The following is a 13275-nucleotide window of genomic DNA, read 5'->3' on the forward strand; positions in this document are numbered from 1 at the left end:
GCTTGCCCGGTTTCAGATGCTACTCTGCGGTTTTTACACATGCAGGAGGCTAACTGTGATTCGCTTTGCCATTGTGGGAACCAACTGGATTACGCGTCAGTTTATTGATGCCGCACATGAAACCGGCCACATGACACTCTGTGCCGTCTATTCGCGCAGCCCAGAGCAGGCGGAAGCATTCCGTCATGACTATCCCTGCGACCATCTCTTTACGTCGCTGGAGGCCATGGCCGCCAGTCCTGACATCGACGCCGTGTATATCGCCAGCCCCAACGCACTGCATTGTCAGCAGGCCATGCTGTTTATGTCACAGGGCAAACACGTCATTTGCGAAAAGCCGCTGGCCTCCAATCTGCAAGAGGTTGAGGCGATAATCGCCTGCGCCTTTAGTCATCAGGTGGTGCTGTTCGAAGCCTTTAAAACCGCCAGCTTACCGAACTTTATTCAACTGCAACAGGGGCTGCCAAAGCTTGGCACACTCCGCAAAGCGCTGCTGAACTATTGCCAGTACTCCTCTCGTTATCCCCGTTACCTCAACGGCGAGCATCCCAACACCTTCGATCCCCGCTGGTCAAACGGGTCCATTATGGATATTGGCTACTATTGTCTGGCGACGGCCGTCACGCTGTGGGGCGAACCCCAGCAGGTTTTTGCCTCTGCCAGCCTGCTGGAAAGCGGCGTCGATGCGCACGGCACGGTGATCCTGAATTATGGTCAGTTTGATGTCACTATTTTGCATTCCAAGGTGAGTGACGCCATGCTGGACAGTGAAATCCAGGGCGAAGCCGGATCGCTGGTGGTTAACCGGATCGCCGAGTGCCAGTCAGTGACCTTTATTCCGCGTGAAGGGGATAAACAGAATCTAAGCCAGCCGCAGCATATCAACACGATGCTGTATGAAGCGCAGACCTTTGTGCGGCTGGTTGAACAGCGTCACGTCAGTCATCCGGCACTGGAGATTTCCCGCAGCGTCGCCAGATTACTGACCGAAATTCGACGCCAGACGGGCGTTGTTTTCCCGGCCGATCGGCCCTGAATGTAAATATTTCAAAATATGACATTCATCGATTGATTCCTGACCACCAGGCACGTAACTTACCCGCTTGCAAAGGGGAGTAACTTGTAAGCTGATTGATCGTCACTACGTTGCGCACGCATCCGGTCATCAGGCAACCCAGAATCGATTCCTGAGTTGTAAGTGAGACCTTGCCGGAAGGCGAGGTTTGCTTACACTGAATAAGCGGCTGACGTCTTCTGACTTCAGCCGTTTTTTTATTTTTAGACAGGATACGATTATGCAAACTGTAGGTACGCCACTCCTCTGGGGCAGTTTTGCGGTTGTAGTGCTTATCATGCTGGCGATTGACCTGTTCTTACAGGGCCGTCGCGGTTCGCAAACCATGACCTTTAAACAGGCTGCCGTCTGGTCACTGATTTGGGTGTCCGTCTCGCTCCTGTTCAGCGCCGCGTTTTGGTGGTATCTGGAAGGCACCGCCGGACGCGAAGTGGCCACCAGCCAAACCCTGGCCTTTCTGACCGGCTACGTGCTGGAAAAATCCCTCGCGGTCGATAACGTCTTTGTCTGGCTGATGCTGTTCAGCTACTTCTCTGTGCCTGCCAACCTGCAACGGCGCGTGCTGATTTACGGTGTATTAGGCGCTATTGTGCTGCGTACCATCATGATCTTCGCGGGTAGCTGGCTGGTGACGCAGTTTAGCTGGGTCCTGTATATCTTCGGTGCCTTCCTGCTGTTTACCGGTATCAAAATGGCGATGGCAAAAGAGGATGATGCGGCGGTGGGCGACAAACCGGTGGTGCGTTGGCTGCGTAAACATCTGCGCATGACCGACACGCTGGAAGGGGAGAAATTCTTTACCCGTAAGAACGGCGTGCTGTTTGCGACACCGCTGCTGCTGGTGCTGATCATGGTCGAATTAAGTGATGTGATTTTTGCCGTCGACAGTATCCCGGCAATCTTTGCCGTCACCACCGATCCCTTTATCGTTCTGACCTCAAACCTGTTTGCGATTCTGGGTCTGCGCGCCATGTACTTCCTGCTGTCTAACGTGGCAGAACGCTTTTCGATGCTGAAATATGGCCTGGCGCTCGTATTGGTGTTTATCGGTATCAAGATGCTGATTGTCGATATTTACCATATTCCGGTAGCGATATCCCTGGGCGTGGTGGGCGTGATCCTTGGCTCCACCCTGGTAATCAATGCCTGGGTAAATCACAAGAACGATAAGAAGCGGCTCAACCAGTAATAGTGCATCCCCGCCCGCAAAGGCGGGGATGTTTCTTCGTCCGCGACAAAAAGTGGATAACCAGAGTGGTTCGCCACCTGTCACCGCTTTTCCAGCAGAATGAAGTCAGCGTGAACGCGCTGTCGTTCTCTTTAATCACGGCGGTGTAAGGTGTGACTGAAGGCGGTTACGGCCCGGATGAAGGCTGCGCTTCTGGTGTGATGAACCTGCGCCGAAACGTTAAAGGCCGTGGCTACGGGCAGGTTTATGCGTCGCAATGACGGATTGAATCACCGGGAACGAAAGAGTGGGAAAACGCTTTTGGCCGGATGATGTAGCCTCTGTTCTGGAGCCTGCTCAGCACTTCGCTCACGCCGTATTCAGCCATTTCTTTGACCGGATAAATGACGCTCTCAATTTGCGGGCCGAGATATTGGGTCAGTCCAAAGCTATCGAACGCGATGACCGACATGGTATCGGGCACACTTCTTCCCAGCGTTTTTAATGCTCTCAAACCGCCGGCACAGGATCGCTCACCACAGTAAACAAGGGCGGTAATCTCAGGATGGCGCGTGACCAGTTCAAGCGTGGCCTGCTCGCCAAAGGCCTGATCGTAGCTACCGGACAGAACATAGCGGGTATCCCATGACGGATTGACCGTGCGTATCGCATCGGCACAGCCCTTTACGCGAGCGATGGCACTGCGACGCGATTCTGGCCCCCCGACGACGGCAATATAACGGTGTCCGGCCGTGATCAGCTTTTGTGTTGCTTCAAACGCGGCGTCGTAGTGCCCAAACGACACGCCCGCGATGACCGAGGTTTCCGCAGCATCAAGAAGTGCAACGGGTTTGTCCTGGGTGTAATGCGTTATTTTGTCGTCAGCCAGATGGCGAATATAAAGCAGGAAACCATCACAGTTAATCTCATTAAGCTTGCGTAATGCGTTCTCTTCTTCTGTGGCATCCGCACTTTCTAACACCATCAGCATCTTACCGTTGGCATTCACCTGCTTGTGCACCGCACTCATCACGGAACCAAAAAAACCAGAGATGTTATCTGGCACCAGCATCCCTATCACCCCGCTACTTTTACTTACCAGGGAGCGGGCGCTCAAATTTGGCGTATAGCTCAGCGTCCTGATTGCGTTTTCCACACGAACGCGGGTTTCTTCTTTTACTTTTTCAGGCTCATTCAGAACCCGGGTAACCGTAACCCGGGAGACATTCGCAAGTCTTGCAACATCAACTATCGTGCTCATGGTGATCCACTATGAATAAAGCAGTAATGGTGAAGAAACCCGGGTTCATCGTACGGAGAATCAGGACTTATTTCTATACATTTCAATCATTTCTTTAATCAGTTCATTCGCCAGCATGGCCGTCATTAAATGGTCTTGCGCATGAACCATGACCAGCGTAACAGGGACTTTCCCTTCGCCCTCATCTAATCCAATTAATTGGGTTTGTATCGCATGTGCCCGTCCCGCTGCCTCTTTTGAACGCATCAACGCGGCGTCGCACGCCTGCCATTCATGACGTTTTGCATGCTGTAACGCCATCATCGCTTCGCTCTTACTTTCTCCGGCGTTCGTAATGATTTCCATAACGACCAGTTCAATATTCATTTTTAATTATCCCAGGTGGTATTAACACGTCGTTTCAGTTTCCTGAGCGAGTAACTGTTTTTCATAGGCTTTGAAAAACGGTAACCAGATCAGGCATGAAATCGCAAAATTAGTCAGCACAAGTATGATCGGCCCGACAGCCCATCCGGCGGCCCAGGGGGCACCTAATAAAGCCGGTGTGGTCCAGGGAACGATAGATATCGGTTTATCCACAAATCCCGACGCCAGCGCAAACCATGCCACAGTGGCATTGATAAGTGGGGCACCGACAAACGGAATCAGCATGACGGGATTCATAATAATCGGCGAACCAAATATCACCGGTTCATTAATGTTAAAAAAGGAGGGCACAATACTTAGCTTGCCGATAGAACGTAAATGTGAAGAACGGCTGCGGATATACATCATGACCAGTGCCAGCGTTGAACCACATCCGCCGATAACGATGTAAAACCGCCAGAACGGATCGACAAAGCTGTTTGGCAGTGCCTGCCCCATTTCAAGCGCCAGTTGATTGGCGGCGATATTTGCCAGCCAGAAAGGTTGCAATAAATTTGTGACAATAGCTGCACCATGAATCCCACAAAACCACAGCAGATGCGAGAGCAGTACACAAATCAGAACGGCGGTCAGGCTGTCTGAGGCGGTGACCAGGGGTTTAAAAACCGCCATGATAAGCTCGGGCAATAACATGCCGGAAACGTGTTGCAGCAGAAGTGAAAGCGGATAAAGGGTCGCGATCATAATCAACACGGGAACCAGCAGTTCGAACGACTGTGCTATTTTTTCTGGTACCTGCTCCGGCAAGCGAATAGTGAAATTTTTCGCTTTCAGGAGTCGCATTAACTCGATGGAATAGATTGAGGTTAATAGCGCCGTAAAGATCCCCGTTCCGCCCATATACATGGCGGGAATATTTCCGTTAGTGAAAGGCGCAGCGACAATCAGAAATGAACACAATGAAAGTAACCCGCCCATTAATGGACTGAGTTTATAGCCCTGTGCCAGGTTATAGCCAATCCCCACAGCAACATAGATCGTCATGATGCCCATCGTCATGCGAAAGGGCAGCATGATCGCTTCTTTATGGTTGGTGGCAAATTCCAGCCACATTTGCCCGAAAGCAAAGGTCGTGTCCCGGGAAAAAGGCGGAAAGGCCAGTATCATCAGAAAGCTGCCCACAATCATAAATGGCATGGCAGAGATAAACCCATCACGCACAGCCAGCACGTGGCGCTGCCCACCGATTTTACCTGCAACAGGCGCTATCTTCTTTTCAATCATTGAAATAATAACATCATACATTTTCATGAGTTACTTCCTCATATTGGCGTACGTTTAGCCAAGTAATTCGAGCGCAAACTTTAATACGTTGTCACCCTTCATCATTCCGTAATCCATTGGATTAATAGCTTCTACTTTTTTATTTTTTTCGGCGGCTATTTTCCTGAATTCCTCAAGTTTATATCGCACCTGAGGCCCCAACAGGCAGAGATCATAGGTTTCAATGCTTTCGTTAAATTTCTCCAGTGGAAAGGCCTCGATTTCAATATCGATGTTTTGCTCTACGGCAGATGCCTTCATTTTTTTTACGAGTATAGAGGTGCTCATGCCCGCATTGCAGCAAAGAAAGATTCTTTTCATTTTATTCATCCTGATGGTTAATTATTTAAATTTATATTGTTGGAAATTTGATAAATAGTTTTTATCGAGTTCAATGCCCAAGCCGGGATTCATCTCTTCAACGACAAAGTGACCGTCTTTAACGTTATGTTCAAGCGCCTCCTGGACAACCCGATAACGTTCATCCTGCCAGTAAGGAAACCATTCCTGAATTTGAACATTGGTGGTACAGATATCAAATTGCACACAGGCAGCCGTTAAAACAGGGCCAGAAGCATTATGTGGCTGGATGGCAATTTGATAGGTTTCTGCAAAGGCAGCGATTTTTTTCATTTCGGTAAAACCGCCTGCCAGTCCCATATCGGGCTGAATCAGTTCGAAGATACGGTTTTCAATGAAAGGCGCAAAATCATAACGGGTATATAAACGCTCACCACCGGCCAGCGGAATATCCACCTTGAGTTTGACTTCTGCTGAGGCGTTTATCAGCAGCGTATCGGTCGGTTCTTCGTAAAAATAAGGAGAGAACGCTTCCAGTTGTTTCCCCCATTTAACCGCGTCGGACACATTCAGGCAGCCATGAAGATCGAGCATGATATCAATGTCATCGCCAACGGCTTCACGCACCGCTTTAACCCTTGCGATGGCCATATTTCCCCATGCTTTGCTGACGGGACGATCGGGCGTAGACTTTTCTCCCGTTGGCGACATTTTAAAGGGATCAAATTTCAGCCCTTTATAGCCCTCGTTTACCACCCGCAGCGCCCGTTCAGCGAACTCTTCTGGTCGCCAGGCATCGAAATACCAGTGGTTTGCATAGAGCGGAATCCTGTCACGGCATTTTCCCCCCAACAGTTGGTAAACCGGCAGATTGAGTGCCTTACCTTTGATATCCCACAGGGCGATATCGATTGCACTCATCGCGCCATATATCGCCAGCGATCGGCCGCGCGCCCAGTAGGACTTATCAAAACACTGTTGGAAAATCAGTTCTGAATCAAAAGGTGAGCGGCCTGTAAGGTAAGTCTTTGTCAGCGACTCAAGCACGGGAATAACGGACTTGGCACCGACGCCGTAGCTCATCGCGACTTCGCCGATACCGGAAATCCCTTCGTCCGTTTCAATCTCCACGATAATCAGGTTATGACCCGGTTGCCGGGCGCGAAGATCGACGTCATAAACGTTTAAACCGGTTATTTTCATATTATCCTCCCTGTTTTTCATTATGTGCACGTGCACATCACTAATCAACCAGCAGTCTGCGATCGAGATCTCACAATAAGAAGAAATGTGCACGTGCACACTTAACAGAGTAAAAGTCGTTTCGGCTGTAAAATCTGTCGCCGTTAAAAAGACGAGTCAGGTGAGCGCCTGCCGTTAATTTTGCGAGTGAAGCCCGCTAAACCGGACAGCCAGAATCCACAGGAGAAAAGTGATCAAGCAGGTTCGTAGATTGTGCCGGATCGCGTGGGTGGCTTTCAGGCATATCTCTTATGGGATGCACAAATACGGCGTTAGTGACTCGTTTTGAGCGAGGAGTAATGAAGTCTGTTTAGCGGCCTAACGCTATGGGTGAGCAGCTATTTCAGGATCTGAGGCCCAGGCAGCCTGCTATACGAAATCCATGTGGCCCAGCTCGCCGTAACCTGATGTCAGTCGGCGCGGTTGCGTCATAAAACTAAGGGCGGCAGCCATGCCGCCCTTACGCTTACAGCGTCACGCCGCTTTTAAAAATAGCCAGTTCACGAAAATCATTTTTTTCATTGTTGGTTAACTGCCCGTTGGCAATCGCCACAATGGTGTCAACAAAGTCGGCTAACAGCGCGTCCATGTTCATGCCATCGAGCAGTCTTCCGGCGTTAAAATCAATCCAGTGCGGTTTCTTTTCAGCCAGCGGCGTGTTGGTGGCCAGCTTGACCGTGGGGACAAATCCGCCGTACGGCGTGCCACGCCCGGTGCTGAACAGCACCATATGACAGCCCGCCCCCGCCAGCGCACTGGTCGCCACCGCATCGTTCCCCGGCGCGCTCAACAGGTTAAGGCCCGGTGCGGTGAGACGTTCGCCATACTTGAGTACGTCCACGACCTGACTTTGCCCCGCTTTTTGTGTACAGCCGAGTGACTTCTCTTCCAGCGTGGTAATACCGCCTGCTTTATTACCCGGTGACGGGTTTTCATAGATGGGCTGATGATGATCGATAAAGTACTGTTTGAAGTCGTTAATCATCGACACGGTTTTGTCGAAGGTGGCCCGATCCCGGCAACGGCCCATCAGAATACGTTCGGCACCAAACATTTCAGGCACTTCCGTCAGCACCGTTGTCCCACCGTTGGCGATCATCTGATCGGAAAAGCGGCCCAGCAGCGGATTGGCCGTAATGCCCGAAAATCCGTCAGAGCCGCCACATTCCAGACCGAACTTAAGCTCGCTGAGTGTGCCCGGTGAACGGCGGTCGTGACGCATTTTTTCATAGAGCGCATGCAGCCGCTCCAGTCCGGCTTCGACTTCATCGTCATGCTGCTGGCACACCATAAACTCAACGCGATCGCTTTCAAATGCGCCCAGGGTTTCACGAAACACATCCACCTGGTTGTTCTCGCAGCCCAGGCCTATCACTAATACCGCGCCCGCATTCGGATGGCGAACCATGTTTTGTAGCATGGTGCGGGTGTTGTCATGATCCTGCCCTAACTGCGAACAGCCAAAGGTGTGACTAAACAGAAAAGCGCCGTCTGTACCGGCTGCATCCTGCGTCTCCTTCAGAAAGCGCTGTAAAATCTGTCGCGCAATCCCGTTTACGCAGCCTACGGTCGGTAAAATCCACAGCTCGTTGCGGATGCCGACCTCACCATTGGCACGGCGGTAAAGCTGCACCTCACGGTCGCCCGGCTGGGTGGTTAAAGCCATCTGCTCAGGCACATAGTCGTAGTGATCAAGGTCACTGAGATTGGTGCGGGCATTGTGGGAATGAATCAGCTCCCCTGCCCCAACGGCCTGAGTCGCATGCGCAATCGGCAACCCATATTTTATGATCAACTCGTCTTTGCCGATGGCGCGCAAGGCAAACTTGTGCCCCCGTCCCACATCCTGAAGCAACGTGACGGGCTGGGCGGCGAGTTCAATCGTGGTGTCGGCTTCCATATCATGCAACGCCACGGCAACATTGTCCTGCGGATGAATTTTTATGGCGTCTTGCATGGTTATCTCCGTTGGCTCAGCGCGTCACGTATACCGTGCGCGAGGATGCGTTGCAGGTGCTGGCTGACCGTTTCGGCCAGGCCGGGTTGCTGTGTTAAATCTTGTCCCCAGTGCTGAGCATCACTTAATACGCGACTGACCAACGCTAAAGGAGAGATTTGCTCTGCCGTCACGGCGGCCCAGCCCTCTGAGTAGCGTTCCAGCCAGTGCGGCTCATCCTGCAGAGGCCAGCTTTTATCCGCCGATTCCCCGCGATAAAACGCAATCAGGGCTGCCAGCGCAAACGTCAGGAGCTGTGGCCACTGCCCTGTTTTCACATGCGACATCAGCAAAGGTTGCAACAAACGTGTACGGAACTTGGTCATGCTGTTCAGGGCGATGGAAAGCAGTGCATGGCGAATAAACGGATTGCGGAAGCGGCGCAACACCGCGTCGGCAAAAGCGTTGAGCTCATCGGCTGGCAGATCCAACGTGGGAATAATCTCTTTGCGCAGCAGCGCATCGACATAAGCAGAGATTTGCTCATCGTCCATCGCCTCTCCTACGCTCTCGAGCCCCGCAAGACAGGCGACCGGCACCATCGCGGTGTGGGCACCGTTCAGAATGGCCACCTTTTGGGCTTTGTACGGGGCGATATCGTCAACGTGGCGGACAGCCGGCGTCAGTGCGGCAAGCTTCAGTTCGTCAAACAGCGCCGTGGGTCCCTGAAGCACAAACTGGTAATAGACTTCCCCGGCCACCAGAAAACGGTCCTGGTACCCCAGTTGATCTTCAAGCGCGGCGCTGTCGGACGGAAAGCCGGTCACAATCCGATCCACCAGCGTGTTGTAGAACGCACAGCACGTATCAACCCAGCGTTGAAACGCCTGGGGCAGTTGCCAGAGATCGGCATAGCGCAGCACCAGAGTGCGCAGCATATCGCCATTGTGATCGATCAACTCACAAGGCACGATGAGCCAGCCTTTCTCTTTATCCCCTGAGAAATGCTGGTAACGCGCCCAAAGCAGTTGCGTCAGCTTGCCCGGAAAGCTGGATGCAGGCCGATCGCTTAACCGATCGGTTTCGTTGAACGTGATGCCGGCTTCGGTGGTATTGGAGAACACAAAACGCATCTCGGGCTGATGAGCCAGCGCCATAAAATCGTCAAACTGCTGGTAAGGCTGAATCTCACGGTTCAGGCTGCGGATCAGGCGGCTTTCGCTCACCTGTTCCCCCTGTGTGTTCAGCCCGCGAATCAGCGTGGTATACAGACCGTCCTGCTGATTCAGATTGTCGCGGACGTCGCGATTACGCGGCCTGACCACCACCACACCGGCGTCTGTGCCCTGATGTTCATTGAGCCAGTCAAGTTGCCAGTCGATAAAGGCACGCAGAAAGTTACCTTCACCGAACTGAATCACGCGATCGTGGTAGACCGCGCCGGGAAAGTCGTGGCGATTCAGCCGCTTCATGGTCAGGCTCCCAGCTCAATGCCAAAATAGTCACGGGCATTGTTGAAGCAAATGTTTTGTACCATCTGGCCCAACAGCGCTTCATCTGCAGGCGCTTCGCCCTGTTCGACCCAGCGGCCAATCATCTGGCACAGCAGCCGACGGAAATATTCATGACGGGTATAAGAAAGGAAGCTGCGGCTGTCGGTTAACATCCCGACGAAGCGGCTCAGCAGGCCAATTTGCGCCAGCTGCGTCATCTGGCGCTGCATGCCATCCAGTTGATCGTTAAACCACCAGGCGGAACCAAACTGCATTTTCCCTGCCTGGCCCTCGCCCTGGAAATTTCCGGCCATGGTTGCCAGCACTTCATTATCCCGCGGATTCAGACAGTAGAGGACAGTTTTAGGCAAGGCGTTATTGAGGTTTTGCGCGCCAAGTAAGCGGGCCAGAGGTTCGGCAACAGGCTGATCGTTGATGGAGTCAAAGCCCACATCTGCGCCCAGCAGTTGGAACTGGCGTTGGTTGGTATTGCGCAACGCTCCAATATGGTACTGCTGCACCCATCCACGACGAGCGTATTCCCAGCCAAGCCATACCAGCACTGCGGTTTTAAACTGGGCGATAGCCTGCGCATCCGGCTTTGCGCCTCCGCGACGATGCGCCAGAATGCTGTCTAGCGTGGTTTCATCCGCATCGGCATAACACACCACATCCAGCGCATGGTCGGAAATTTTGCAGCCGTGTGCCGCAAAGTGATCCAGACGTTTGCTCAGCGCCTGACGTAAATCATCAAAGCGCTGCACGCTGATATCGGTCAGGCTTTCCAGTTTTTCAATCCACGGCAGGAAGGTGTCGGCTTCGATATTAAAGGCTTTATCCGGACGCCAGCTTGGCAGCACCTTCACCTTGAAGCTGCTGTCTTCTGCCAGCACACGGTGATGTGTCAGATCGTCCAGCGGATCGTCGGTGGTGCCGACCATCTTAACGTTCATCTGCTGCATGATGCCGCGCGCAGTGAAATCGTCCTGCGCCAGTAAATCGTTGCAGCGCTGCCAGATCTCATCGGCCGTTTTTTCGGACAGCAGCACGCCGGTAATGCCAAAGGGACGACGTAATTCCAGATGCGTCCAGTGATAAAGCGGATTACCGATGGTTTGCGGTACCGTTCGCGCCCAGGCATTGAATTTATCCCGATCGCTGGCGTCGCCGGTGCACAGCGCCTCTGCCACACCGTTAGCCCGCATCGCCCGCCACTTATAGTGATCGCCTTTCAGCCAGATATCGTAAAGGTTGGCAAAACGATAGTTTTCAGCAATCTGCTGCGGCGGTAAATGGCAGTGATAATCGTAGACGGGCTGATCTTTGGCGTAGCCGTGATAAAGACGACGGGCGAACTCAGTGTCCAGCAAAAAATCTTCGGTCATGAAACGCGACATACAAAGCTTCCTTATGGGATTACCCCTGAATGACTCAAAGTTATCATACCAATTTTGGCTGACTGCAGGTTTTTTTACGACTCAGGTCACATTTAAGCAAGATGATCACATCCCATATGGACCTTATTGTCGCCTGCAGCGCGCTAACTGGCTGTGATCTCATCTGTTTGCAGTATCCCACAAGCTATTGCGGGTTTTTGTGATGGCTTTCAACTTTTAAAGTTGTATAACAAGTTAGGCTCTCGCTTTACCGCAAGGTAACAAATTTCTTACACAAGGCAAGGCAGATAACGGTCGCTGGTGCAGGACCGGCGGGCGTGAGCAGAGCTGTATCACGAGATGTCCCGCTCCAGATAACAACAGCGGTAAGACCGCACAAACAACTGGAAGAGGTACAGAATGCGTAAGATCAAAGGATTACGCTGGTATATGATTGGCCTGGTCACGCTCGGAACGGTGCTCGGCTATCTGACGCGTAACACGATTGCCGTGGCAGCGCCAACGCTACAAACAGAACTGCATATCACCACCCAGCAGTACTCCTATATTGTGGCGGCGTACTCTGCCTGCTACACCGTAATGCAGCCTGTAGCGGGTTATGTTCTTGATTTATTAGGTACCAAAGTGGGCTACGCGGTATTTGCTGTACTGTGGGCGATTTTTTGCGCCGCGACAGCGCTGGCGGGAAGCTGGGGCGGTCTGGCGTTGGCACGCGGTGCAGTGGGTGCCGCAGAAGCGGCGATGATCCCTGCCGGACTCAAAGCCAGTAGCGAGTGGTTCCCCGCTAAAGAGCGCTCCGTGGCGGTAGGCTACTTTAACGTCGGCTCGTCAATCGGTGCGATGCTGGCGCCTCCCCTGGTGGTCTGGGCGATCGTCGCGCACAGCTGGCAGATGGCGTTCATTATCTCGGGCGTGCTGAGCATGATTTGGGCGCTCTGCTGGCTGGTGTTTTATAAACATCCTAAACAGCAGAAAAAGCTGAGTGAAGAAGAGCGTCACTACATCATCTCCGGTCAGGAGCTTCAGCATCAAACCGGCAACAGCACCAAAATGTCGGCACTGCAGATTCTGCGCAATCGCCAGTTCTGGGGGATCGCCCTGCCACGTTTCCTGGCAGAACCCGCATGGGGCACCTTTAACGCCTGGATTCCGCTTTTTATGTTTAAGGTTTATGGTTTCAACCTTAAAGAGATCGCGCTTTTTGCCTGGATGCCGATGCTGTTTGCTGACTTTGGTTGTATCCTGGGCGGCTACCTGCCACCGCTGTTTCAGCGCTGGTTTGGGGTTAACCTGATAGTGTCACGTAAAATGGTGGTCACCATGGGTGCCGTTTTGATGATAGGTCCAGGCACCATCGGTTTATTTACCAGTCCTTATATTGCTATCGCGCTGCTGTGCGTCGGCGGCTTTGCCCACCAGGCGCTGTCTGGTGCGCTGATTACCCTGTCTTCCGATGTGTTTGGCCGTAACGAAGTTGCCACCGCCAACGGCCTGACCGGCATGGCAGCCTGGACAGCCAGTACCCTGTTTGCGCTGGTCGTCGGTGCGTTGGCCGATACATTAGGCTTTAGCCCCCTGTTTGCCGCGCTGGCCGTGTTCGATTTGCTGGGCGCCATCGTCATCTGGACAGTGCTAAAAAATCAGCCCATATCTGAGCTTCAGACACCACCTTCTCCTTCTGCGGCTGCGACGGTACGTAGCTAATCCTGCGGGC

The 13275-nt window shown here is 52.6% G+C and carries 11 protein-coding genes; 3 read left to right on the plus strand and 8 right to left on the minus strand.

Annotated elements, in window-relative coordinates:
• The first annotated feature begins 55 nt into the window (after window positions 1-55).
• Entirely contained in the window at window positions 56-1036 is a 981-nt protein-coding gene (locus A6A26_RS02460; RefSeq protein WP_063877334.1) for a Gfo/Idh/MocA family protein, read from the plus strand.
• A gap of 259 nt (window positions 1037-1295) precedes the next feature.
• Complete coding sequence (locus A6A26_RS02465) at window positions 1296-2264, plus strand: TerC family protein (RefSeq protein ID WP_063877335.1); 969 nt, start codon at window positions 1296-1298, stop codon at window positions 2262-2264.
• A gap of 244 nt (window positions 2265-2508) precedes the next feature.
• Here A6A26_RS02465 and A6A26_RS02470 read toward each other — a convergent pair whose 3' ends face one another.
• From A6A26_RS02470 to uxaC, 8 genes are all read right to left on the minus strand, one after another.
• On the minus strand, window positions 2509-3504 hold the full coding sequence (locus tag A6A26_RS02470) for a LacI family DNA-binding transcriptional regulator (RefSeq protein WP_063877336.1): 996 nt from the start codon (window positions 3502-3504) through the stop codon (window positions 2509-2511).
• A 60-nt stretch (window positions 3505-3564) separates the two neighbouring features.
• The gene (locus A6A26_RS02475; RefSeq protein WP_063877337.1) at window positions 3565-3870 is read right to left on the minus strand and encodes a PTS lactose/cellobiose transporter subunit IIA; all 306 of its coding nucleotides are present in this window, start codon (window positions 3868-3870) and stop codon (window positions 3565-3567) included.
• A gap of 21 nt (window positions 3871-3891) precedes the next feature.
• Window positions 3892-5181, minus strand: coding sequence for a PTS sugar transporter subunit IIC (locus A6A26_RS02480; RefSeq protein WP_063877338.1), 1290 nt, complete (start codon window positions 5179-5181; stop codon window positions 3892-3894).
• A 27-nt stretch (window positions 5182-5208) separates the two neighbouring features.
• A complete protein-coding gene (locus A6A26_RS02485) occupies window positions 5209-5514 on the minus strand; it encodes a PTS sugar transporter subunit IIB (RefSeq protein ID WP_063877339.1) in 306 nt (101 codons plus the stop codon).
• Window positions 5515-5535: 21 nt separating this feature from the next.
• Window positions 5536-6696 carry a mandelate racemase/muconate lactonizing enzyme family protein gene (locus tag A6A26_RS02490; protein ID WP_063877340.1) on the minus strand — a complete coding sequence of 387 codons (1161 nt, stop codon included), beginning with the start codon at window positions 6694-6696 and terminating at the stop codon, window positions 5536-5538.
• A gap of 505 nt (window positions 6697-7201) precedes the next feature.
• Window positions 7202-8692, minus strand: coding sequence for a UxaA family hydrolase (locus tag A6A26_RS02495; protein WP_063877341.1), 1491 nt, complete (start codon window positions 8690-8692; stop codon window positions 7202-7204).
• Between the two features lie 2 nt (window positions 8693-8694).
• On the minus strand, window positions 8695-10143 hold the full coding sequence (locus A6A26_RS02500) for a tagaturonate reductase (protein ID WP_063877342.1): 1449 nt from the start codon (window positions 10141-10143) through the stop codon (window positions 8695-8697).
• A gap of 2 nt (window positions 10144-10145) precedes the next feature.
• Window positions 10146-11561 carry a glucuronate isomerase gene (uxaC, locus tag A6A26_RS02505; RefSeq protein WP_063877343.1) on the minus strand — a complete coding sequence of 472 codons (1416 nt, stop codon included), beginning with the start codon at window positions 11559-11561 and terminating at the stop codon, window positions 10146-10148.
• Between the two features lie 399 nt (window positions 11562-11960).
• Here uxaC and A6A26_RS02510 point away from each other — a divergent pair, with 399 nt between their 5' ends.
• On the plus strand, window positions 11961-13265 hold the full coding sequence (locus tag A6A26_RS02510) for an MFS transporter (protein ID WP_063877344.1): 1305 nt from the start codon (window positions 11961-11963) through the stop codon (window positions 13263-13265).
• The last annotated feature ends 10 nt before the right edge of the window (window positions 13266-13275 follow it).

The organism is Pantoea sp. OXWO6B1, from assembly GCF_001641135.1.
Taxonomy (GTDB): domain Bacteria; phylum Pseudomonadota; class Gammaproteobacteria; order Enterobacterales; family Enterobacteriaceae; genus Pantoea; species Pantoea allii.

What these genes read in the sequence shown, in the direction of transcription:
- A6A26_RS02495 (WP_063877341.1), bottom strand. Translation starts at nt 8,692, where the DNA reads ATGCAAGACGCCATAAAAATTCATCCGCAGGACAATGTTGCCGTGGCG.
- A6A26_RS02510 (WP_063877344.1), top strand. Translation starts at nt 11,961, where the DNA reads ATGCGTAAGATCAAAGGATTACGCTGGTATATGATTGGCCTGGTCACG.
- A6A26_RS02490 (WP_063877340.1), bottom strand. Translation starts at nt 6,696, where the DNA reads ATGAAAATAACCGGTTTAAACGTTTATGACGTCGATCTTCGCGCCCGG.
- A6A26_RS02485 (WP_063877339.1), bottom strand. Translation starts at nt 5,514, where the DNA reads ATGAAAAGAATCTTTCTTTGCTGCAATGCGGGCATGAGCACCTCTATA.
- A6A26_RS02475 (WP_063877337.1), bottom strand. Translation starts at nt 3,870, where the DNA reads ATGAATATTGAACTGGTCGTTATGGAAATCATTACGAACGCCGGAGAA.
- A6A26_RS02470 (WP_063877336.1), bottom strand. Translation starts at nt 3,504, where the DNA reads ATGAGCACGATAGTTGATGTTGCAAGACTTGCGAATGTCTCCCGGGTT.
- A6A26_RS02465 (WP_063877335.1), top strand. Translation starts at nt 1,296, where the DNA reads ATGCAAACTGTAGGTACGCCACTCCTCTGGGGCAGTTTTGCGGTTGTA.
- uxaC (WP_063877343.1), bottom strand. Translation starts at nt 11,561, where the DNA reads ATGTCGCGTTTCATGACCGAAGATTTTTTGCTGGACACTGAGTTCGCC.
- A6A26_RS02480 (WP_063877338.1), bottom strand. Translation starts at nt 5,181, where the DNA reads ATGAAAATGTATGATGTTATTATTTCAATGATTGAAAAGAAGATAGCG.
- A6A26_RS02500 (WP_063877342.1), bottom strand. Translation starts at nt 10,143, where the DNA reads ATGAAGCGGCTGAATCGCCACGACTTTCCCGGCGCGGTCTACCACGAT.